This is a genomic window from Pseudomonas sp. HMSC08G10, from assembly GCF_001808425.1.
Lineage (GTDB): Bacteria > Pseudomonadota > Gammaproteobacteria > Pseudomonadales > Pseudomonadaceae > Aquipseudomonas > Aquipseudomonas guariconensis.
Map to the genome: position 1 here is coordinate 52,203 of NZ_KV793298.1, position 21,770 is coordinate 73,972.

At 62.1% G+C, this 21,770-nt stretch carries 17 protein-coding genes and 1 tRNA gene; 14 read left to right on the forward strand and 4 right to left on the reverse strand.

Translation table 11 applies throughout. The annotated features are described in order from the left end of the window. Positions 1-112 precede the first annotated feature (112 nt). Positions 113-3,856: a bifunctional diguanylate cyclase/phosphodiesterase gene (locus HMPREF3173_RS06305; protein WP_070571945.1), complete on the forward strand. Its 3,744-nt coding sequence runs from the start codon at positions 113-115 to the stop codon at positions 3,854-3,856. A 15-nt stretch (positions 3,857-3,871) separates the two neighbouring features. Continuing rightward, positions 3,872-3,948 (forward strand) — tRNA-Ile (locus tag HMPREF3173_RS06310). 39 nt (positions 3,949-3,987) lie between these two features. On the opposite strand, the gene HMPREF3173_RS06315 is transcribed toward HMPREF3173_RS06310, so the two are convergent. Then, the gene (locus HMPREF3173_RS06315; protein WP_139146823.1) at positions 3,988-4,902 is read right to left on the reverse strand and encodes a WaaS/CpsH family glycosyltransferase; all 915 of its coding nucleotides are present in this window, start codon (positions 4,900-4,902) and stop codon (positions 3,988-3,990) included. A 211-nt stretch (positions 4,903-5,113) separates the two neighbouring features. Between HMPREF3173_RS06315 and HMPREF3173_RS06320 the strand changes: the two genes are divergently transcribed. The 11 genes from HMPREF3173_RS06320 to HMPREF3173_RS06365 all read left to right on the forward strand — a co-directional run bounded on the left by HMPREF3173_RS06320 (position 5,114) and on the right by HMPREF3173_RS06365 (position 16,776). Beyond that, positions 5,114-5,926 (forward strand): hypothetical protein, encoded by an 813-nt coding sequence (locus HMPREF3173_RS06320; protein WP_070572265.1) that lies wholly within the window; start codon positions 5,114-5,116, stop codon positions 5,924-5,926. A gap of 9 nt (positions 5,927-5,935) precedes the next feature. Next, entirely contained in the window at positions 5,936-6,397 is a 462-nt protein-coding gene (locus HMPREF3173_RS06325; protein ID WP_070571947.1) for an Lrp/AsnC family transcriptional regulator, read from the forward strand. Between the two features lie 208 nt (positions 6,398-6,605). Then, complete coding sequence (locus HMPREF3173_RS06330; RefSeq protein WP_043210361.1) at positions 6,606-8,288, forward strand: flavin monoamine oxidase family protein; 1,683 nt, start codon at positions 6,606-6,608, stop codon at positions 8,286-8,288. A 14-nt stretch (positions 8,289-8,302) separates the two neighbouring features. After that, entirely contained in the window at positions 8,303-9,097 is a 795-nt protein-coding gene (locus tag HMPREF3173_RS06335) for a carbon-nitrogen hydrolase family protein (RefSeq protein ID WP_070571948.1), read from the forward strand. Between the two features lie 84 nt (positions 9,098-9,181). Further along, a complete protein-coding gene (pqqF, locus tag HMPREF3173_RS06340; protein WP_070571949.1) occupies positions 9,182-11,500 on the forward strand; it encodes a pyrroloquinoline quinone biosynthesis protein PqqF in 2,319 nt (772 codons plus the stop codon). A gap of 168 nt (positions 11,501-11,668) precedes the next feature. Next, on the forward strand, positions 11,669-11,740 hold the full coding sequence (gene pqqA, locus HMPREF3173_RS23835; protein ID WP_003243383.1) for a pyrroloquinoline quinone precursor peptide PqqA: 72 nt from the start codon (positions 11,669-11,671) through the stop codon (positions 11,738-11,740). Between the two features lie 78 nt (positions 11,741-11,818). After that, the gene (gene pqqB / locus HMPREF3173_RS06345; protein WP_043210355.1) at positions 11,819-12,730 is read left to right on the forward strand and encodes a pyrroloquinoline quinone biosynthesis protein PqqB; all 912 of its coding nucleotides are present in this window, start codon (positions 11,819-11,821) and stop codon (positions 12,728-12,730) included. Positions 12,731-12,818: 88 nt separating this feature from the next. Then, entirely contained in the window at positions 12,819-13,574 is a 756-nt protein-coding gene (pqqC, locus tag HMPREF3173_RS06350) for a pyrroloquinoline-quinone synthase PqqC (RefSeq protein WP_070571950.1), read from the forward strand. Beyond that, on the forward strand, positions 13,571-13,846 hold the full coding sequence (pqqD, locus tag HMPREF3173_RS06355; RefSeq protein WP_070571951.1) for a pyrroloquinoline quinone biosynthesis peptide chaperone PqqD: 276 nt from the start codon (positions 13,571-13,573) through the stop codon (positions 13,844-13,846). Before pqqC ends, pqqD begins: the two co-directional genes overlap by 4 nt. Next, positions 13,818-14,978 carry a pyrroloquinoline quinone biosynthesis protein PqqE gene (pqqE, locus tag HMPREF3173_RS06360; protein ID WP_070571952.1) on the forward strand — a complete coding sequence of 387 codons (1,161 nt, stop codon included), beginning with the start codon at positions 13,818-13,820 and terminating at the stop codon, positions 14,976-14,978. The genes pqqD and pqqE overlap by 29 nt, the downstream gene beginning before the upstream one ends. After that, positions 14,944-16,776 carry a S9 family peptidase gene (locus HMPREF3173_RS06365; protein ID WP_070571953.1) on the forward strand — a complete coding sequence of 611 codons (1,833 nt, stop codon included), beginning with the start codon at positions 14,944-14,946 and terminating at the stop codon, positions 16,774-16,776. The genes pqqE and HMPREF3173_RS06365 overlap by 35 nt, the downstream gene beginning before the upstream one ends. An 81-nt stretch (positions 16,777-16,857) precedes the next feature. On the opposite strand, the gene HMPREF3173_RS06370 is transcribed toward HMPREF3173_RS06365, so the two are convergent. Continuing rightward, complete coding sequence (locus HMPREF3173_RS06370; protein ID WP_009681539.1) at positions 16,858-17,016, reverse strand: YqaE/Pmp3 family membrane protein; 159 nt, start codon at positions 17,014-17,016, stop codon at positions 16,858-16,860. A 166-nt stretch (positions 17,017-17,182) separates the two neighbouring features. After that, positions 17,183-18,460: an aspartate aminotransferase family protein gene (locus HMPREF3173_RS06375; protein WP_070571954.1), complete on the reverse strand. Its 1,278-nt coding sequence runs from the start codon at positions 18,458-18,460 to the stop codon at positions 17,183-17,185. Between the two features lie 187 nt (positions 18,461-18,647). On the opposite strand from HMPREF3173_RS06375, the gene HMPREF3173_RS06380 reads away from it, so the two are divergent. Continuing rightward, on the forward strand, positions 18,648-19,571 hold the full coding sequence (locus tag HMPREF3173_RS06380; RefSeq protein WP_043210345.1) for a LysR family transcriptional regulator: 924 nt from the start codon (positions 18,648-18,650) through the stop codon (positions 19,569-19,571). A gap of 318 nt (positions 19,572-19,889) precedes the next feature. Here HMPREF3173_RS06380 and HMPREF3173_RS06385 read toward each other — a convergent pair whose 3' ends face one another. Next, the gene (locus HMPREF3173_RS06385; protein ID WP_070571955.1) at positions 19,890-21,668 is read right to left on the reverse strand and encodes an acyl-CoA dehydrogenase C-terminal domain-containing protein; all 1,779 of its coding nucleotides are present in this window, start codon (positions 21,666-21,668) and stop codon (positions 19,890-19,892) included. Positions 21,669-21,770: the final 102 nt, after the last annotated feature.

The following is a 21,770-nucleotide window of genomic DNA, read 5'->3' on the forward strand; positions in this document are numbered from 1 at the left end:
GGCCCAGGCCGGGGTTTTTCTTTTCAGGCACGCGACAAACCCCACCGATCGCCTCTCCCCTCGGCCATTGCCCGTCTACACTCGATTCAGACCACCTGAATGAGAGGCCGCTATGTCCTTTGTGCCGGCCCTTCTGTTGCTGATCCTGCTTGCGTGGAACGCAACGGCCGGCGCCCTGACCCTGACTGATGAAGAAAAAGCCTGGCTCAGCGCTCACCCACACCTGCGCCTGGGCGTCGATGCCTCCTGGCCGCCTTTCGAGTTTCGCGACCAGGACGACCGTTACCAGGGATTGGCCGCCGATTACGTTGCCTTGATCCAGGAGCGTCTGGGCATATCGCTCAAACCGATCGAGCCCAGCAATTGGACCGAGGTATTGCAGCAGGCGAGGGAAAAACGCATCGACCTGCTCCCCGGCATCATGTCGACGCCCGAACGCCAGCAATCCCTCGCCTTCACCCGCCCCTACCTGGACTTCCCCATCGTCATCCTGGCACACAAGGGCGGCCCACAGCCCCGCACCCTCGAAGACCTGTATGGGCTGAAGGTGGCCGTGGTTGAAAACTATGCCCCCCATGAGCTGCTGCGCACTCACCACCCGGACCTGAACCTGGTGGCACTGCCCAACGTCAGCTCCTCCCTTCAGGCCCTGGCGACAGATGAAGTGGACGCCGTGGTCGGCGACCTCGCCTCGAGTATCTGGGCCCTGCGCCAGCTAAAACTCGACGGCCTGTACGTCAGCGGTGAGACGCCCTATCGCTATCAACTGGCCATGGCTGTCCAGAAGGACAACAAGGTACTGGTCGGCCTCCTCGACAAGGTCATGGCCGACATGACCACGGCAGAAATCAGCCACATCCAGCAACGCTGGGTCGGGAACGTCGTCGACCAGCGGTCGTTCTGGAGTGACATGCTGCTCTACGGCCTGCCTGCGGTCTTGCTGCTGCTTGCCGGCCTGGCGGTGGTCATTCGCATCAACCGACGCCTGAGCTCGGAAATTTCCCGACGCATCGCCCTCGAACAGGAACTGCGCAGCAGCGAGTATCACTACCGCAGTCTGGTCGAAAGCCTGTCCGCCATAGCCTGGGAAGCCGATGCCAACGACTTCACATACAGCTATGTGTCCCCCCATGCCGAAGACCTGCTCGGCTACCCCTTGAGTGATTGGCTGCGCCCCGGTTTCTGGCGCAGCATCCTGCATCCTGAGGACGCGCTCTGGGCCCAGGCCTATTGCGACAGCGAAACCGCCGCGGGGCGCGACCACAGCCTCGACTATCGAGTGATCCGCGCCGACGGTCACGCCCTTTGGGTGCGCAATATCGTCAGCATGATCGAACACGGCCACCGCCCGTTGCTGCGGGGCTTGATGATCGACATCAGCGAAACCAAACGTACGGAAGATGCCCTGCGCCTGTCGGAACAAAAGTTCGCCTCGGTGTTCCAGCAATGCCCGGACATCCTGGTGATTGCTCGTCATAGCGACGGTTGCCTATTGGAAGTCAACGAAGCCTTCGAGGAACAGATCGGCCTGAGCCCAGGCCAGGTGATCGGTCGCACCGCCACCGAACTAGACCTGTGGGCCTTGGCTGGCGCCGGCCCCGCTCTGCTCGAGCGCCTGCAGCAAGGCGGCATCCGCAACTTGGAAATGAGCTTTCGCCGCAGCAACGGCCAGGTGTTCACCGGCCTGACCTCGGCCGAGACGTTCGACCTCGACGGCACCCGGGCCATGGTCGTGGCGGTGCGCGACATCAGCCAATTGAAGGAAACCCAGCGACAGCTGCAGACCTCCGAAGAAAAGTTCGCCAAGGCCTTCCATGCCTCCCCCGACGGCCTGTTGCTGTCGCGTCAAAGCGATGGTTTATTGCTCGAAGTGAACGAAGGGTTCTGCCGCCTCACCGGCTATGACATCAATCCAGCCATGGACCAGACCTCCCTGGACCTGGGCATCTGGGTCGACCTCAACGAGCGCAAGCGCCTGATCGAGCAATTGCAGCGCGACGGTTTCGTGCGCGACTTCAGTTGTCATATCCGGCGCAGCGATGGGCAGATCCGCCTGTGCGAGCTCTCCGCCAGGCCGCTGCCGATCGAAAGCACCGACTGCATGCTGACCATCGCCCGGGACATCACCGAGCGCCATCTGATGCAGGAAAAACTGCAACTGGCCGCCACGGTGTTCGAGAACACTGCCGAAGGGGTGCTCATCACCGATCCCGACCAGCGCATCAACGCCGTCAACCGCGCTTTCAGCGAGATCACCGGCTACAGCGAGATCGAAGCCCTTGGGCAAACGCCGCGCCTGCTCGCGTCCGGGCAGCACGACAGCGCGTTCTACGCGGCCATGTGGCATCAACTGACTGCCGAAGGCCATTGGCAAGGCGAGATCTACAACAAGCGCAAGAATGGCGAGCTCTACCCCGGCTGGCTGACCATCAGCGCCGTGCGCAACCGCGACCATGAGATCACCCACTTCGTGGCAGTGTTCGCTGATATCTCCAGCCTCAAGCTCGCCCAAGCCAAGCTCGATTACCAGGCCCACCACGACCCGCTGACGGGCCTGCCCAACCGTGCGTTGTTCGAAAAACGTCTGCAGGCTGCCCTCACGTGCCCGCAAGAGGCCAACCGACAGGGTGCGGTGCTGTTTCTGGATCTGGACCGCTTCAAGCACATCAACGACAGCCTCGGCCATCCGGTCGGCGACCTACTGCTCAAAGGCATCGCCCAACGCCTGAGAGAGCAGGTACGCGACCTGGACACGGTGGCGCGGCTGGGTGGCGATGAGTTCATCATCCTCCTGCCCGGCCTGCATCGCCCAAGCGATGCAAGCGCCATCGCCAACAAGCTGCTAACCTGCTTCCATGCCCCGTTCGAGGCCGGTGAGCATGAGTTCTTCACCAGCGCCAGCATCGGCATCAGCCTTTATCCACAGGATGGCACCGACGTCGCCAACCTTATTCGCAACGCCGACGCGGCCATGTACCGCTCCAAGGCCAAGGGCCGCAACCGGGTCGAGGCCTATACCCGCGACCTGACCGCCCAGGCCAGCGAGCGCATCGCTCTGGAACACGAACTGCGTCGGGCGATCGAGCGCAACGAAATGAGCCTGTGCTTTCAGCCCAAGTTCAGCCTCAAGACCCAAAACCTGGTTGGCGCAGAGGCCTTGATCCGCTGGCGTCATCCCACCCTAGGCGACGTCCCGCCAGAGCAGTTCATCCACCTGGCCGAAGAGAACGGCACCATTTTGCAGTTGGGCGACTGGGTGCTGGAACAAGCCTGCCGGCAGATGTACAAATGGAAGAGCACCTACGAGCCGTTTGGCCCTTTGTCGATCAACCTCGCCGGCGCCCAGCTGCGCCAGCCCAACCTGGCCAGACGCATAGAACACCTGCTCAAGACCTACCAGCTCAAGGCCGGGGACCTGCAGCTAGAAATCACCGAGAACTTCATCATGAGCCAGGCCGAGGAAGCCTTGGCCATCCTTCATCAGCTCAAGGCGCTCGGCGTGCAGCTGGCGATCGACGATTTCGGCACCGGCTATTCGTCCCTGAGCTATCTCAAACGTCTACCCCTGGACATTCTCAAGATCGATCAGTCATTCATTCGCGGCCTGCCCAGCGATCCCCATGACGTCGCCATCACCCGCGCAATTATCGCCCTGGGACGCAGCATGCAGTTGACCATCATTGCCGAAGGTGTCGAGAACCAGGCGCAGCAAAACTTTCTCGCCTGCGAAGGCTGCGAACAAATTCAGGGCTACATCGTCAGCCTGCCCCTGCCTGCGGAGGAATTCGCTGCCACCTTCCTTCGCATAGCACTATCAGATCTTTCAGATGGCACCCACCTCAAACCCTCGTTATAATCCCCGCCACCTCTGGGGCCTATAGCTCAGTTGGTTAGAGCAGAGGACTCATAATCCTTTGGTCCACGGTTCGAGTCCGTGTGGGCCCACCAGATACGACAAAGCCGCGCATTGCGCGGCTTTTTGCTTTTTCAGCTCCTTGGTGCAGGCTCGCGGACTGCCGCGCCATGCCTGCTAATCAAAAATTCCAGCATATAGTCAGGGGAATACTCGAAAATCGTTTCCTTCGATAGAGGGTAAAAATCGCTTTCAAGAAATGCCCTCAGCCGTTCTGCATCCCATGTTTCAGGCCCATCCAGAACATATACATTGTTCGGATGATAAAGCGAAGACTGTAAAATCGCCGGATTGGTCGTGATGAGCTTCTTGGAAAAATAAGCGGCCTCCAAAGGCCTTAACGTGAAACCTGCTTGGCCTGGCTGATTCATCTCCACCAAGACGTGAGCGGAGAGCGTAGACGCCAAGGATTGGGCATAACTGACCAAGGATGTTATGTGATAGGCCGAGCGTTCTTGGGTGGAGTCATCCACAAGAATTCTAAAGTCCACCTCGTAATCACAGGCTTTCAATAGCTCTGCCAGTGCAAGCAAGGAACGACTGCGGTGTTTGTCGCGTCCAATGAACAACGCGGTAGGACTACCATCAGCGCAAACTGGCACCATCCGCTTTTCATCGTACCCGATTGGCAAGAACTGGTTCATTACCTGCATGCCCAAACGAGCGCATTGAAACTGGTCAAAGCTGTAGATCGCGTCGAAATGGGAGCGCCAGCGCGTAAGAAAAGCGCTGTCCACCAAGTCTCGGACCACCAGAATACGGATGCCGGGAAATGCTTCGAGAATGGCCGGATTGAGCTTTCGATGAATCTGCCCCTCGTTACAAATCAACATGTCACTTCCAGAGAAGCCTGCTAGCTTGCAATACAGGCGCCCCAGCAGCCCTGCACAGCGAGCTCCCAAGATTTTTTTGACGATGCGATGCAATCGCACCAAGCCCTTGCGGTCCGGGGTTCGACCTACATCGTAACGTTCTGCGAGATAGCTCACGAACCTCTGCTCGTACTGAGCCGTCCATCCCAAAAAGTAAATTGCCATTCAGTTACATCTTCGAAGTCGCTAAAAACCTACGCATCTGACCTTGACAGTGATGTCATTCCTGTCCTTGGCCTGTCCGCGCTCATGATGGAATTCTATTCAGGATTCTGTAGTAAACTTGATGCCCGTTCATCTGGGACTGTGTCGGAGTGACAGCTACCCCATGACCATGCTTATCCCTTCTAGCTCAGCGAGCATCAGAGAATTCAAAGATTGCCGTAACATAGCTGACGGGGCGGTCATCATCCTGGCATCCGGTATGTCTGCCAAGGATTTCCCCCTGGGCACATTTTCCCATGTTCCTGTCATCGCCATGAATGGATCTATTGCGATGCTCAGGGATGCGGGTATCCGACCATTTTTCTATGCCTGCAGCGATAGGGGCTTTGCGAGACAGCAGCCTGAGCTATTTTCCTATGCCTTGGCCAATAGCGAACGCTTGGCACTCTGGGAAGATCAATTCAGAGCCCATAAGGATCCAACGGCTGGTGAAGTCTACTTTCTGAAGAAAGCGGAGAACATCCCTTTCTGGAAAGCGCTTTTTTGCAGCGCGAGCGCCCACCATGTGCGACATCGTTTTAGCTTCGACAAACGACGTCGCTCGCTAGGATTCAGTCGAGATCTACAGTACGGCTTTTTTGACGCCCGAACGGTTGCGTACCTTGCGTTGCAGATTGCCTACCATGCAGGCTTCACTCGCGCCTTCTTGGTCGGCGTGGACCTGAACCAGGCAGGCGGCCGCTTTTATGAAAAAGATCACGGGTATAGGTCGCCCTGTGGTCTCGACGAATATACCGAAACCAGAATCTTTCCATCACTCAGGCTCACAACGGAGCGTGTCGTGGACGATCGCTTCGCGATCTTCAATCTTTCAGCGATATCCAAGATCCCCGATGCGATCATTCCGAGAATTGATCTCAAAACATTTAAAGCCATGATTGAAAGTCAATCGCCCGGCAACAAGAAAACCGCCTAAGGTCGCGCCATGCCCGACGCTCGCTCCATCACCCTCGACGAAATCGACCGCCAGTTAATCTCCCTGCTGCAGATCAACGCCCGGGAAAGCGTCGCCACCCTCGCTCGGCACTTGGGTATTGCCCGTACTACCGTCAATTCCCGCCTGGAGCGGCTGGAGAAGGGCAAGATCATCACCGGCTACGGTGTGCGTCTGGGCCAGCGGATGCGTGGAGGGGGGTTGCAGGCCTATGTGGGCATCAAGGCGCAGCCGCGTTCGGGAAAGGACATCGTGCGCCGCCTCAGCGCCATGGGCCAGGTTCAGCAGCTGTGCGCGGTCAGTGGCGAATTCGACTACGTGGCCTGGCTGAGCAGCGACTCGCCGGAACAACTGGACCAGCTGCTCGATCAGATCGGCAGTCTCGAAGGGGTCGAGAAAACCACGACTTCCATCATTCTCAGCAGCAAGGTCGACCGAGGCCAACCGGGCTGATCATTCAGCCTCGTAACCAAGGCGAGCTTGCCCCTAGCGATCAGTACTCGTCACTCTGCATACCTAAGCCGTCATTAAGACGACAAATTTCACATAACGACGCCACTCTGCACCTTAATTACGAACGTCCCGCTTCATAAAATGGCCTCCAGACATTTTCTATACTCAGGCTCCGCCTTCTGCGTAGCCTCCCTGGCAAGGTCATCACATGAACAAGAAAAACCGCCACCCCGTCGACGGCAAGAAACCTGTCACCATCTTCGGCCCGGACTTCCCCTTCGGCTTTGACGACTGGCTGGAACACCCGGCCGGCTTGGGCAGCATTCCAGCCGAGCGTCATGGCGAAGAAGTGGCGATCGTCGGTGGTGGCATCGCAGGTCTGGTGGCGGCCTACGAGTTGATGAAGCTGGGCCTCAAGCCGGTGGTGTACGAAGCCTCGAAACTGGGTGGGCGTCTGCGCTCGCAGGCCTTCAACGGCACTGACGGCATCGTCGCCGAACTGGGCGGCATGCGCTTCCCGGTCTCGTCCACTGCGTTCTATCACTATGTCGACAAACTGGGCCTGGAAACCAAACCTTTCCCCAACCCGCTGACCCCAGCCTCCGGCAGCACGGTCATCGACCTTGAAGGCCAGACCTATTACGCCGAGAAGATTTCCGACCTGCCGGCATTGTTCCAGGAAGTGGCCGATGCCTGGGCCGATGCCCTGGAAAGCGGCGCCCAGTTCAGCGAGATCCAGCAAGCCATTCGTGACCGCGATGTACCGCGCCTCAAAGAGCTGTGGAACACCCTGGTTCCGCTGTGGGACGACCGCACCTTCTATGATTTCGTCGCCACCTCGCGCTCCTTCGCCAAACTAAGCTTCCAGCACCGCGAAGTCTTCGGTCAGGTCGGCTTCGGCACCGGCGGCTGGGACTCGGACTTCCCCAACTCGATGCTGGAAATCTTCCGCGTGGTCATGACCAACTGCGACGACCATCAGCATCTGGTGGTCGGCGGCGTCGAGCAAGTGCCTCAGGGCATCTGGCGTCACGTACCCGAGCGTTGCGCCCACTGGCCAGCCGGCACCAGCCTGAGCTCGCTGCATGGCGGCGCGCCACGCGGCGGGGTCAAGCGCATCCACCGCGCGGCCGATGGCAGCCTGGCGGTCACTGACACCTGGGGCGATACCCGCAATTACGCCGCAGTGCTCGCGACCTGCCAGACCTGGCTGCTGACCACCCAGATCGACTGCGAGGAGTCGCTGTTCTCGCAAAAGATGTGGATGGCCCTGGACCGCACCCGCTACATGCAGTCGTCGAAAACCTTCGTCATGGTCGACCGGCCGTTCTGGAAGGACAAGGACCCGGAAACCGGGCGCGACCTGATGAGCATGACGCTCACCGACCGCCTGACCCGTGGGACCTACCTGTTCGATAACGGCGACGACAAGCCGGGGGTGATCTGCCTGTCCTACGCGTGGATGAGCGATGCCCTGAAGATGCTGCCGCACCCGACCGAAAAACGTGTGCAGCTGGCCCTCGATGCTCTGAAGAAGATCTACCCGAAAACCGATATTGCGGGGCACATCATCGGCGATCCGATCACCATTTCCTGGGAAGCCGACCCTTACTTCCTCGGCGCCTTCAAAGGCGCGCTGCCAGGGCACTACCGCTACAACCAGCGCATGTACGCGCACTTCATGCAGCAGGACATGCCTGCCGAGCAGCGCGGCATCTTCATTGCTGGCGACGATGTGTCGTGGACCCCAGCCTGGGTGGAAGGCGCGGTGCAGACATCGCTGAATGCGGTGTGGGGTATCATGAACCACTTCGGCGGCAAGACCCATCCTGAAAACCCGGGCCCAGGCGATGTCTTCCATGACCTCGGCCCGATCGCCCTGCCGGACTGACACGAGGACGCACCATGCGCATCGCCCTGTACCAAGGCGCGCCAAGGCCACTGGACGTACCCGGCAACCTCGAGCGCCTGCAACAGCAGGCGCAACTGGCCGCCGCTGGCGGCGCGCAGTTGCTGGTATGCCCGGAGATGTTCCTGACCGGCTACAACATCGGCCTGGGCGCCGTACAGCGCCTGGCTGAGCCCAACGATGGCCCGTCGGCCATGAGCGTGGTCGATATCGCACAGGCCCATCGCATCGCCATCGCCTATGGCTATCCAGAGCGAGGCGAGGATGGCGCGCTGTATAACAGTGTGCAGTTGATCGACAGCCACGGTCGCAGCCTGTGCAACTACCGCAAGACGCACCTGTTCGGCGAACTGGACCGTTCGATGTTCAGCCCAGGCCCTGATCACTTCCCGGTGGTCGAGCTGGAGGGCTGGAGGCTGGGTATGTTGATCTGCTACGACATCGAGTTTCCGGAAAACGCCCGGCGCCTGGCGCTGGGCGGCGCCGAACTGATCGTGGTGCCGACGGCCAACATGCAGCCGTACGACTTCACTTGCCAGGTCACCGTGCGCTCGCGGGCACAGGAAAACCAGTGCTTCCTCGTCTATGCCAATTATTGCGGGGCCGAGGATGAGATCCACTACTGCGGCCAAAGCAGCATCATCGGGCCGGACGGCAGCGTTCTGGCGATGGCCGGCCAGGAGGAATGCCAGTTGGTGGCGGACCTTGACCACGAATGCGTGGAGCAAGGGCGCAAGGCATTTCCTTATTTGACCGACCTGCGCTGCGAGCTGCATCTTCGTAGCACCTGAAACCTGCGAGGGCCGGCTGCGGCCCTGGCACTAAGCAGGCCCACACCTGCAGATCAGGGCCGGCCAATGCGTTAGGATTACGCCATGCCTGACGCCACCCGCCACCTCACCCTCTCCAATGGCCTGCAGCTCACCCTGCGCCACGCCCCGCGCCTCAAACGCGCTGCCGGGGCCATCCGGGTGCATGCTGGAAGCCATGACGCCCCAGCCCAATGGCCTGGGCTGGCGCACTTTCTCGAGCATTTGTTCTTTCTCGGCACCGAGCGCTTTCCCCTGGCAGATGGCCTGATGCGCTACGTGCAGAGCCTGGGCGGTCAGGTCAATGCCAGCACCCGCGAACGCACCACCGATTTTTTCTTCGAAGTCCCGCCACACGCGCTGGCAGGTGGCCTGGAGCGACTGTGCCAGATGCTGGCGGAACCTGACCTGAGCATCGAGCGCCAACGTCGTGAGCGGGAAGTGATCCACGCGGAGTTCATCGCCTGGTCGCGCAACCCACAAGCCCAACGGCAATTTGCCCTGCTGCAGAGCGCAGCCCCTGCGCATCCGCTGGGCGGTTTTCACGCTGGCAATCGATACACCCTGGCCATACAGGCGCCAGCATTCCAGTTGGCGCTACGCGACTTCCATCGATGCTCCTACCACGGTGGGCAAATGGTGCTCAGCCTGTGCGGGCCCCAGTCGTTGGATGACCTTCAAACGTTGGGCACTCGCTTTGGCCTGTTGCTGGCCGCTGGCGATCCCACCGCGCAAGCCCTGCCGCCGAGGCTCTTGCAGCGCGCGCAGCCAACCGCTGTAAGGGCCGATGATCATCTGGACCTGCTGTTTGCCCACGAGCATCTGCCCGAAGGCGCCGAAGCCGCCTTGGAGTTGCTGCTCGCCTGTCTGGGCGACAATCGCCCTGGCGGCTGGCTGGCCTATCTGCGCCAGCGCGGCTGGCTGCGCAGCTTCAAGGCCGAGCCCCTTTATGTTCATGCCGGCCAGTTGCTGTGGAGCGCCCAGCTCCAGGTAAGCGAAGACGCCTCGCAAGATGAGATCCTGGCCTCGCTCCAAGGCTGGCTGGGCTTTCTGCGCCAGGCCGATCACAACGCACTGAACCGCACACATGCCCAGTTGCAGCAACGTCGCGCATACACGGCCAGCGCTCTGGAACTGGCGCGCCGGGATAGCACAGGCCAGCCCTTTCGCCCCCTTGACGAGCAAGGCCTCGACGCCTTGCGCGCGCTGCTGGACAGCCTGCCGCACCGCGACCATGGCCACTGGCAACTTGCGCCCGCCGACCCCCTTTTGCTGGCAACCCTGCCTCGCCATGCGCGCGTAGCCCTGCCCGCGAGCCTCGCGATCAGCGATGCCTTGCCCGCTTCACGCCGCTTTGCCGCGCTCTACCTGCGCTGGCACGTCAGCTCTCCCTTGGGCCAGCGCTTCCAACCCCTGCTCGAGCATTCGCTACAGCCGTTGGTCGAACGCGCCGAGAGGGCGTCGCTGCAGTTGGACTTCACGGCGAGCGGCAATGCCTGGCAGTTGCGCTGTGCAGGCGCACCGGAAGCGGTGATACGCACGCTCTACGAAGCCCTCCCGCTGCTACGCCAACCTGGCGTGGACGATTGGCAATCGCCACCGACGCCCAAGCCTGCGCTGGTTCCGATCCGCGCCTTGCTCCAGGCACTGCCCGATGCGATCCGGCATGACCCACCTCCACAGCCCAATGACTGTGTACTGAACCAAGCCTCACTTGACGCACTCTGGCAAACCGCTCGCTGGCAGGGCTTGGCGGTGGGGTTCGCCACGGCCGAGCAGTCAGCGCTGGCGGCGGCACTTCAGGGTGTGATGGGCACGCCTGAAACGCGCCATGCCCCTCCATCACTCGCGGGTCGCCGTTGGCATGCGCTCCAGCCCCCAGGCAGCGAACCGGCGCTGTTGCTGTTCTGCCCACTGCCCGCGCACCAGCAAGCCGCTGGCCGTCTGCTCGCCCACTTGCTGCAAGGCCCGTACTATCAGCGTCTGCGAGTCGAATTGCAGTTGGGCTACGCCGTGTTCAGTACCTTTCGTCAGATCGAAGGTGTCTGCGGGCTGCTCTTCGGCGTGCAGTCGCCCAAGGCCAGCCATGCACAGATCCTCGACCATATCCTGCATTTGCTCGGGCAGAACCTGCCGCTCGACGTGCAAGCCCGCGAGGACCTCGCCGCTCAATTAGAGGAAAATGCCATGAACAATGGCGATGTCGCGCAATGGGCATGGCAGACACACTTGGCTATAGAAGCCGACGATCTTGCTGCGCTAAGGCGGTCTATCCTGACGACAGAGCAAACGCATCTGGATCGGCTCAGGCAGGCCCTGCTGACAGCCGAGCATGGCTGGGTGTGCCTGGCCAACGCCCCGGCGCCGGATGCCAGTTGGCACTGAACCCAGCCGGATTGTTACGGAGACTGCAACGGCACTTTTCGAATAATTAACCTTTCGGTACAAATTTTTCTTGTAAGATAGCGCAATCTCAGTCAATGGAACCTCCTCCCCAAGGCGGCGCCAAACAAAGTAACTGACCACCCAACCCCATCCGGAAGGAGAACGCCCATGTGGACCAAACCTGCTTACACTGACCTGCGTATCGGCTTCGAAGTGACCATGTACTTCGCCAACCGCTAAGCATCGCTGCGATCAGACGCCTCGGTCCGCCGGGGCGTTTGCGTTTTTTGGCAACGGTTTTTCGGATAGAGAGCAGCCATGTACATCCAGATTCTCGGTTCCGCCGCCGGTGGCGGGTTTCCTCAGTGGAACTGCAATTGCGCCAACTGCAAGGGCTACCGCGATGGCACCTTGCGCGCCACAGCGCGTACCCAGTCCTCCATTGCACTGTCGGACGATGGCGAGCACTGGGTCCTGTGCAACGCCTCGCCGGACATCCGTGCCCAGCTCCAGGCCTTCGCGCCAATGCAGCCAGCCCGCGCCCTGCGCGATACCGGTATCGACGCGATCGTCCTGCTCGACAGCCAGATCGACCACACCACCGGCCTGCTCAGCCTGCGCGAAGGCTGCCCGCACCAGGTCTGGTGCACCGAGATGGTCCACCAAGACCTGACCACCGGCTTCCCGCTGTTCACCATGCTCAGCCACTGGAATGGCGGTCTGGTGTGGAACCGCATCGAGCTCGAAGGCAGCTTCGTCATCCCAGCCTGCCCGAACCTCCGGTTCACCCCCTTCCCCCTGCGCAGCGCCGCGCCGCCTTATTCGCCTCACCGCTTCGATCCACACCCGGGAGACAACCTCGGCCTGCTGGTGGAAGACACCCGCACCGGCGGCAAGCTGTTCTACGCCCCGGGCCTGGGCCAGGTCGACGACAAATTGCTGCAGATGATGCAAGGCGCCGATTGCCTGCTGGTCGATGGCACCCTGTGGGAGGATGATGAAATGCAACGCCGCGGTGTCGGCACCCGTACCGGCCGCGAGATGGGCCACCTGGCGCAGAACGGTCCGGGTGGCATGCTCGAGGTGCTGGACGGCTTCTCGCGTCAGCGCAAGGTGCTCATCCACATCAACAACACCAACCCGATTCTCGATGAGGACTCACCCGAGCGGGCCGAAGTGCAACGCCGCGGCGTGGAAGTCGCCTACGACGGCATGAGCATCGAGCTGTAACGGGGCTGCTCGGCCCTTGTGGGAACGGGTTCACCCGCTCCCACAGGCGGCGAAGTCAGCCGATAGTGCGTTCTATGGGAGTCAATTGATGAACGATGCACGACCCATGTCCCCTGCCGAATTCGAGCAGGCCCTGCGCGCCAAGGGCGCCTATTACCACATCCACCACCCCTACCACGTGGCGATGTACGAAGGCCGCGCCACCCGTGAACAGATCCAGGGCTGGGTGGCCAACCGCTTCTATTACCAGGTCAACATCCCGATGAAGGATGCGGCAATCCTGGCCAACTGCCCCGACCGCGAAGTACGCCGCGAGTGGATCCAGCGCCTGCTCGACCACGATGGCGCACCGGGCGAGGACGGCGGCATCGAGGCGTGGCTGCGCCTGGGCCAAGCCGTGGGCCTGGACCCAGACCAATTGCGCTCCCAGGCGTTGGTACTGCCGGGCGTGCGCTTTGCCGTGGACGCGTACGTCAACTTCGCCCGCCGCGCCAGTTGGCAGGAGGCCGCCAGCAGTTCGCTGACCGAGCTGTTCGCCCCGCAGATCCACCAGTCGCGCCTGGACAGCTGGCCCACGCACTACCCCTGGATCGACCCGGCCGGGTACGACTATTTCCGCACCCGCCTGGGCCAAGCCCGGCGCGACGTGGAGCACGGCCTGGCGATCACCCTGCAGCACTACACGACCCGCGAGGGGCAGGAGCGCATGCTGGAAATCCTGCAATTCAAGCTGGATATCCTCTGGAGCATGCTCGACGCCATGAGCATGGCCTATGAACTGAACCGCCCGCCCTACCACACCGTCACGGCTGAGCGGGTCTGGCACAAGGGGATCGCCCTATGAGTTTCGACCGCAAGCAAGTCCCCGCCTGGCGCCCGGGCTATCGTTTCCAGTACGAGCCTGCCCAAAAAGGCCATGTCCTGCTATACCCCGAGGGCATGATCAAGCTCAATGAAAGCGCTGGCCTGATCGGCGCGCTGATCGACGGTGAGCGCGATGTGGCGGCGATCATCGCCGAGCTCGAGCGTCAGTTCCCGGATGTCCCGCAAGTCGCCGACGACATCGAGCAGTTCATGGAGGTGGCCCGTGCCGAACACTGGATCGTCCTCGCCTGAAGTGCCAGCCAAGCCCGAAGTCGGCCTGCCGCTGTGGCTGCTCGCCGAGCTTACCTACCGCTGCCCTTTGCAATGCCCGTACTGCTCCAATCCACTGGATTTCGCCCAACAGGGTCAGGAGCTCAGCACCGAACAGTGGTTCCGGGTGATGGCCGAGGCCCGCGAGCTGGGAGCGGCCCAACTGGGCTTCTCCGGCGGCGAGCCGCTGGTACGCCCGGACCTGCCCGAGCTCATCGGCGAAGCCCGCCGCCTGGGCTACTACACGAACCTGATCACCTCCGGCATCGGCCTGACCGAGCAGAAGATCGCCGCCTTCAAGCAGGCCGGGCTGGACCACATCCAGATCAGCTTCCAGGCCAGCGACGAGCAGGTGAACAACCTGCTGGCAGGCTCGCGGAAGGCCTTCGCCCAGAAGCTGGAGATGGCCCGCGCAGTGAAAGCCCATGGCTATCCCATGGTGCTCAACTTCGTCACCCACCGGCACAACATCGACAAGATCGACCGCATCATCGAGCTGTGCATCGCCCTGGAGGCGGATTTCGTAGAACTCGCCACCTGCCAGTTCTACGGTTGGGCGCACCTCAATCGCCTGGGGCTGTTGCCGACCCGCGCCCAACTGGAACGGGCCGAGCGCATCACCAACGAATACCGCGAGCAACTCAAGGTCGCGGGCAACCCCTGCAAGCTCATCTTCGTCACCCCGGATTACTACGAGGAACGCCCCAAGGCCTGCATGAACGGCTGGGGCAGCCTGTTCTTGACCATCACGCCCGATGGCACCGCCCTGCCCTGCCACGGCGCACGCCAACTGCCAGTGCAGTTCCCCAATGTGCGCGACCACGATCTGCGGCATATCTGGTACGACTCCTTCGGTTTCAACCGCTTCCGTGGCTACGACTGGATGCCCGAGCCCTGCCGCTCGTGCGACGAGAAGGAAAAGGACTTCGGCGGCTGCCGCTGCCAGGCCTTCATGCTCACAGGCGATGCCAGCAACGCCGATCCGGTGTGCGCCAAATCCCCTGATCACGGCATCATTCTCAAGGCCCGTGAAGAAGCGCAAACCGCCCAGTTGACCATCGAAGAGATGACCTTCCGCAATGAGCGCAACTCACGAATCATCACCCGCGGTTGATTTCAGCGCCGCCCAGGCGGTCGCGGCCAGCACCGATTTTGCCGAACTCAAGGTCGGTGCCAACGGTGTGTTCTGGAACGAATTCCGTCCCGCCGATGGCGCCTGCCGCCTCTGGCATTGGCGCAACGAGCAGGCCCATTGCCTGACGCCGGACGGCTTCAGCGCACGCAGCCGCGTTTATGAATACGGCGGCGGCAGCTTCTGCCTTGGCGGCGACGGCGTGGTGTTCGTCAATGAAGCCGACCAGCAGCTCTATACCCAGGCCCTCGACGGCTCCTCACCGCGCCCGCTGACCCAGGACGCGCAGTGCCGCTACGGCGATGTGCTGTGGCATGCGGGACGGGTACTGGCAGTCGAGGAGCGCCATGGCGAATCGGTCGAGCACCGGCTCGTGGCCATCGGGTCCGAGGGGCGCGAGGTGTTGGCAGAAGGGGCTGATTTCTATGCCTCACCCACCCTCAGCGACGATGGACAGCGCCTGGCCTGGATCGAGTGGGACCGCCCCGCGCAGCCCTGGACTCGCACCCGCCTGATGTGCCGGGCGCGCAACCATGACGGTCATTGGGGCACGGTGTACTGCCTGGCAGGGCATGGGACGCGGGAGGTTTCACTGCAACAACCGCGCTTCGATGCCCAAGGCCAGCTCTATTGTCTCTCTGACCAAAACGGTTTCTGGCAACCCTGGGGAGAGCTGGGTGGCACCTGGCAAGCCTTGCCTGCCGCCGCCGCCGACCATGCCGCCGCACCTTGGCAACTGGGCGCCAGCACCTGGCTGCCGATCGGGCCGCAGGCGTACCTGGCCAGCTGGTTCGAGGATGGGTTCGGGCTGCTGGGGCTGTACGGCGAAGATCGTCAGGTTCAGCGCCTGGGCCGTGAATACACGCGTTTTCGCAGCCTCGCCGCGGATGCCGGGCATGTCTATGCCATCGCCGCCTCGCCCCTGACCCCGCCTGCGGTCATCGCATTCGATCGGCACACCGGCCGAAGCAGGGTACTTGCCGGCGGTGGGCTTGCGTTACCCGCCGACCGGGTCAGCCGCCCGCGCCCCATCCACTACCCCAGTGGCGATGGCCAGGCCCATGGCTTCTTCTATCCTGCCGTCGGCGCCGAAACCCCTTCGCCACTGGTGGTGTTCATCCATGGCGGACCGACCTCGGCCTGCTACCCGGTGTTCGATGCACGTATCCAGTACTGGACCCAGCGCGGTTTCGCCGTAGCCGACCTCAACTACCGGGGCAGTACCGGCTATGGCCGTGCCTATCGCCAGGCCCTGCACCTCAACTGGGGCGAGCTCGATGTGCAGGATGCCTGCGCCGCCGTCGACCATCTGGCCAAACTCGGCCTGGTCGACCCGCGTCAAGCCTTCATCCGCGGCGGCAGTGCCGGGGGCTACACCACGCTGTGTGCCTTGGCCTTCCATGATGTGTTCCGCGGGGGGGCGAGCCTCTATGGGGTCAGCGACCCGGTCGCCCTCGACCAGGCCACCCACAAGTTCGAAGGCGATTACCTGGGCTGGCTGATCGGTGATCCGCAGCTCGACCACGAAAGCTATCGCCAACGCACGCCGTTGCTACACGCTGGCCAGATCAAGGTGCCGGTGATCTTTTTCCAGGGCGAGCTGGACGCCGTGGTAGTGCCCGAACAGACCCGCGCCATGCTGGCCGCACTCAAGGCCAATGGCATCGAAGCCGAAGGGCACTTCTATGCCGGTGAGCGGCACGGGCTGCGCAAGGCGCAGAACCTGGCGCACGCGTTGGAGGAAGAATGGAAGTTCTATTGCCGAGTGCTGGGGCGATAGACATCGGAGGCCTTTTCGCGGGTAAACCCGCTCCCACAAGACGGGCAATAAGCCGTGGTGGAGCAGGTTACCCGCGAAGAGTTAGCGCTTGGCGATGATATACACCGCGTGCACGATGCCCGGAATGTAACCCAGCAATGTCAGCAGAATGTTCAGCCAGAACGCGCCGCCGAACCCGACCTGGAGGAATACGCCCAGTGGCGGCAGGATGATAGCGATGATGATGCGGATGAAATCCATGTTCGTCTCTCCTTGGAAGGGTTTCAAAAGAGACTAGCCGGGTCACGCCAGGGTTCCATGACCAAGCGCCAGGCAAAAAAAAACGCCCCGAGCCAAGTACTGCTGGCTAAGGGCGATGCGCAGGAACGCGAGACGGTTCGGTGAAATTCGTGACGCCCGGGGCCGGTCAGGCCGACACCTCGCGGCGACTGTGTTGCTGGGCATGCAGGCGGGCGAAGGCGCGGGCCAAGCGCAGGAGCATCTCGTCGATGTTGCCCTTGCTCACGGTCAGCGCTGGAGAGAAGCGCACCACATCGGCCTGCGGTGCGTTGAGCAGCAGCCCCTCGTGCAGCGCCGCCTCGACCAGCTCACGGGCCAGGTCCTCGTGCAGCTGCAGCGCCCAAAGCAGCCCTTGGCCACGCACTTCGCCCTGGCCATAGCGACCGGCCAGGCGGCTGAGGCCGTCACGCAGATGGCGACCGCTGTCCTGCACGTGTTCGAAGAAGCCTGGCTCGAGTACGGTCTCCAGTACCGCAAGGCCGGCCGCGCTCATCAGCGCGTTGCCATGATGGCTGCCCTCCAGCTCGCCCGGCTCGGCGCAGCATGCGCTGCCGCGGGCCAGCAAGGCCGCCAGCGGGACACCACCACCCAGGCCTTTGCCCAAGGTAATGATGTCGGCGCGCACACCGTAGGTCTGCTCGGCGAGCAAAGCGCCACAACGGCCGATGCCCGTCTGCACTTCGTCGAGAATCAGCAGGATGCCCAGCTCGCGACACAGACGCTCGACCCCTTGCAGATACTCGCGAGTCGCCGGGATCACCCCCGCTTCGCCCTGGATCGGCTCGAGCATGATCGCCACGGTGCGCGAGTCCACGGCGGCGTGCAGGGCCGCGAGGTCGTTGAAGGGCACCTTGCTGAATCCTGGCAGGCCAGGCTCGCAGCGATTGCAGGGCAACGGGTCGGAAGCCGACAGCGCCCCCAGGCTGCGCCCATGGCAGGCCTGGTTGGCGGTGATGATGTGATAAGCGCCGTTGCGATGCAGCTGCCCCCATTTGCGTGCCAGCTTGATGGCGCCCTCGCAGGCCTCGGCACCGCTGTTGAGCAGGTAGGCTTGATCGCTGCCGGTACTCTGGCAGAGGCGATCGACCAGACTCAGCAAGCCACGGCTGTGGAACCCCGCGCCAGGGTTGATCAGCGCCTGGGCCTGGTTGCCCAGGGCCTTGACCAGCACGCTTGGGCTGTGGCCGAGACTGTTGACGGCGCAGCCCTGGGTGAAGTCCAGGTAGGCATGGCCCTGGTTGTCCCACAGCCAAGAGCCCTGGCCTCGTACGAACACCTGCGGCGCCCGCTCGGCGCTTGGCATCAGCCGTTCGCGGGTCGGCTCCGACGCCGCTGGCGCGCTCACCGGAGCAGGCTTGGGCTCGGCAGCGGCAGGGGCCGAACGGCGCAGGTTGAACAGGTTCATCGGGGCTCCAGCCATCTGGGTCAGGGTCGGCAGCGGTTTATTTTGCCTTACCTATCAAAAGTGTTTCTCCCTGCAGGTAACAATCGGCTCGGCGAGCGCTGTAACCCTTTGGAATACGGCGATAGACTAGGCTTCAAGCCGACATTCGGCCATTCCGTTTTTCCAGCTTTTTCGATAAGTAGATCTTATGGATTTTCGACAACTGCGCTATTTCGTCGCGGTGTATGAAGAAGGCCATGTGGGCAGGGCCGCCGAGCGCCTGTCGCTGTCACAGCCGGCGTTGTCGCAGCAGATTCGCCAACTTGAACACAGCCTCGACCTGAGCCTGTTCGAGCGCAGCAACAAACGCCTGCTGCCGACCCTCGCCGCCCACACCTTGTACAACCACGCCCTGCCCTTGCTTGACGGCCTGCAGCGAGCCCATGAAGCGATGCGCAACTTCAAAGGCCAGTCTCTGCGTACGCTGGCCATCGGCGTACTGCAGACTGTGCGCCCGAGTTTGGTACCGCAATTGCTGGAGCGCGTGCGCCGGGCTCAACCGCACCTGGTGGTGCAGATCTATGAGTTGTCAGGGTTAGAAATCGAGCGGCGCCTGCTTAATGGCAGCCTGGATATCGGCATCAGCTACCTGCCGCCACGCCAACCGGGCTTGCATGGATTGCTGTTGTACGAAGATGAACTTCAATTGGTCATCCCCAATACCCACCCCTTGAAGGACTTCAAGAAAGTCTCGTTGCGCCAGGCGGCTGAGTTGCCGATGCTGATGCTCGGCGAAGAGTTCCAGATCCGGCAGATCTGGCAGGCGCAACTGGCTAGCCTGGGGCGCAGGCCGCAGGTGCAGGCGGAGATGAACAACATGGCGGGGATTCTCGACAGCCTGGCCCATACCGCCTTGGCAACCATCCTGCCCGGTCGGGCGAAGGATGCCACCGAAGATGACCAGGACTTGCTGTGGAAGCCTTTGAGCGAACCGAGGGTGCCGCTGAAGGTCGGCCTGGTGTTCCGCGATGCCCAGCGCCAGCAGGCCTCGGTGGAACTGCTGCGTACACTGCTGGAGGAAGAGACCGACGCCCGCCTGCCAGGCGTTTCGCCGTTGGACGTGCTTGGCTGAAAAACGAGCGGACAAAGAAAACCCCGCCGAAGCGGGGTTTTCCAGACTGTTTCCCTTGACATCCTTATCGCCCCGCCACCCTGGCAGGAAATCCTACGTTGTCCCTGTTCTGTCCATTGCGCATCCTGCGCTACGTCCATGGAGTGAAGATTAGCCCTGGATCCAATTTCAGAAAAGAGGAAAAAAGCCACCGCGTCGTGTAAGAAATCACTTACACAAAAGTCTCAAAAGACGACATGCTGTGGATTCGCACTCGAAAAAAAGCCCACTCCTACCTGGCCGTGATGACCGTGTAGGAGCGGGCTTACATGGGCGATATCAGAACTGTGCGGCGTCGAGCAGGTATAACGTCTCGCTACCGGCTTTCACCGATGCCACCAGCGAATTCACGCGCGGCAGCAGACGGGCAAAGTAGAAGCGCGCGGTGCCAAGCTTGGCACCATAGAACGCCTCGTCGTCCTTGCCGGCCCGAGCAGCGCGCGCCATCAAGGCCCACATGTAGCCATAAGCCACGTAACCGAACGCCTGCAGGTACTCCACCGAGGCCGCACCGATCTCGTTGGGGTTACCCTTGGCCTGCGCCAGTACCCATTCGGTCAACCCGTCCAGCTCGTCGAGCGCGGTGGCCAGTGGCTGGGTGAACTCATCCAGCTCGGCACCGGCGCTGGCAATGAACTGACGGATCTCATCGGAGAACAGGCGGTAGAACGCGCCGCCACTGCCGACCACCTTGCGTCCCATGAGGTCCAGGGCCTGGATGCCGTTGGTGCCTTCGTAGATCTGGGTGATGCGTACATCGCGGACCAGTTGCTCCTGCCCCCACTCGCGGATATATCCGTGACCGCCGAACACCTGCTGGCCGTGAACGGTGCACTCAAGGCCCAGGTCGGTGAGGAAGGCCTTGGCCACGGGGGTCAGCAACGCCACCAACTCTTCGCTGCGCTTGCGCGTGGCGGCATCTTCGCTGTACTTGGCGCTGTCCAGTTGCAGGGCGACATAGGTGGAGAAGGCACGCCCGCCTTCGATCAGCGCCTTCATGGTCAGCAGCATGCGACGCACGTCCGGATGGACGATGATCGGGTCAGCGGCCTTGTCTTTGGCTTGCGGGCCGGTCGGTGCCCGGCTCTGCAAGCGCTCGCGAGCATACTCGACGGCGTTCTGGTAGGAGCGCTCGGCCGAAGCCAGGCCCTGGATGCCAACGCCCAGGCGCTCGTAGTTCATCATGGTGAACATGGCCGCCAGGCCTTTGTTCGGCTCACCCACCAGGTAACCGGTGGCGTCATCGAAGTTCATCACGCAGGTGGCCGAGGCCTGAATGCCCATCTTGTGCTCGATCGAGCCGCAGGTGACCGGGTTGCGTGCGCCCAGGCTGCCATCTTCGTTGACCAGGAACTTGGGCACCAGGAACAGCGAGATGCCTTTGGGACCCGCCGGCGCATCCGGCAGCTTGGCCAGCACCAAGTGGATGATGTTCTCGGTCAGGTCGTGTTCGCCGCCGGTGATGAAGATCTTGGTGCCGCTGACCTTGTAACTGCCGTCAGCCTGGGGCTCGGCCTTGGTACGGATGATCCCCAGGTCGGTACCGGCATGGGGCTCGGTCAGGCACATGGAGCCGGCCCAGACACCGGCGTACATGTTGGGCAGGTACTTTTCCTTCAGCGCCTCGCTGGCGTGGGCGTTGATCGACAGGCAAGCACCTGCGGTCAGCATCGGGTACAGGCCAAAGGCAAGGCTGGAGGCGTTGACCATCTCTTCGACCTGCGCCGAAATGGCTTTGGGCATGCCCATGCCGCCAAACAGCGGGTCACCGCCCACGCCCACCCAGCCGCCTTCGGCGTAGGTCTTGTAGGCCTCGATGAAGCCAGCCGGGGTGCGCACGGTGCCGTTGTCCCAATGGCAGCCTTCTTCGTCGCCGCTACGGCTTAGCCCAGCGATGGTCTTGCCGGTGACCTTGCCCGCCTCTTCCAGCACAGCCATGGCGGTATCTTGATCGACCGCCTCGGCCAGGGCCGGCAGTTGGGACCAGAGCTTGGCCACCTCGAAGACTTCATTCAGAACGAAACGCATGTCGCGCAGCGGCGCTTTGTACTCAGCCATGACAACCTCTCGCTATCAGGTCGGGGCGATCCCTCAGGATCGCGACACTAGGTTGGAGCCAGTGTAACCGAACAACTTTTACGAGACATAGGGTCATCATGC

Excerpts from the sequence above, each read along its gene's own strand:
- HMPREF3173_RS06305 (WP_070571945.1), top strand. The coding sequence starts at position 113 with ATGTCCTTTGTGCCGGCCCTTCTGTTGCTGATCCTGCTTGCGTGGAAC.
- HMPREF3173_RS06320 (WP_070572265.1), top strand. The coding sequence starts at position 5,114 with ATGACCATGCTTATCCCTTCTAGCTCAGCGAGCATCAGAGAATTCAAA.
- HMPREF3173_RS06325 (WP_070571947.1), top strand. The coding sequence starts at position 5,936 with ATGCCCGACGCTCGCTCCATCACCCTCGACGAAATCGACCGCCAGTTA.
- HMPREF3173_RS06330 (WP_043210361.1), top strand. The coding sequence starts at position 6,606 with ATGAACAAGAAAAACCGCCACCCCGTCGACGGCAAGAAACCTGTCACC.
- HMPREF3173_RS06335 (WP_070571948.1), top strand. The coding sequence starts at position 8,303 with ATGCGCATCGCCCTGTACCAAGGCGCGCCAAGGCCACTGGACGTACCC.
- pqqF (WP_070571949.1), top strand. The coding sequence starts at position 9,182 with ATGCCTGACGCCACCCGCCACCTCACCCTCTCCAATGGCCTGCAGCTC.
- pqqB (WP_043210355.1), top strand. The coding sequence starts at position 11,819 with ATGTACATCCAGATTCTCGGTTCCGCCGCCGGTGGCGGGTTTCCTCAG.
- pqqC (WP_070571950.1), top strand. The coding sequence starts at position 12,819 with ATGAACGATGCACGACCCATGTCCCCTGCCGAATTCGAGCAGGCCCTG.
- pqqD (WP_070571951.1), top strand. The coding sequence starts at position 13,571 with ATGAGTTTCGACCGCAAGCAAGTCCCCGCCTGGCGCCCGGGCTATCGT.
- HMPREF3173_RS06365 (WP_070571953.1), top strand. The coding sequence starts at position 14,944 with ATGAGCGCAACTCACGAATCATCACCCGCGGTTGATTTCAGCGCCGCC.
- HMPREF3173_RS06370 (WP_009681539.1), bottom strand. The coding sequence starts at position 17,016 with ATGGATTTCATCCGCATCATCATCGCTATCATCCTGCCGCCACTGGGC.
- HMPREF3173_RS06375 (WP_070571954.1), bottom strand. The coding sequence starts at position 18,460 with ATGAACCTGTTCAACCTGCGCCGTTCGGCCCCTGCCGCTGCCGAGCCC.
- HMPREF3173_RS06380 (WP_043210345.1), top strand. The coding sequence starts at position 18,648 with ATGGATTTTCGACAACTGCGCTATTTCGTCGCGGTGTATGAAGAAGGC.
- HMPREF3173_RS06385 (WP_070571955.1), bottom strand. The coding sequence starts at position 21,668 with ATGGCTGAGTACAAAGCGCCGCTGCGCGACATGCGTTTCGTTCTGAAT.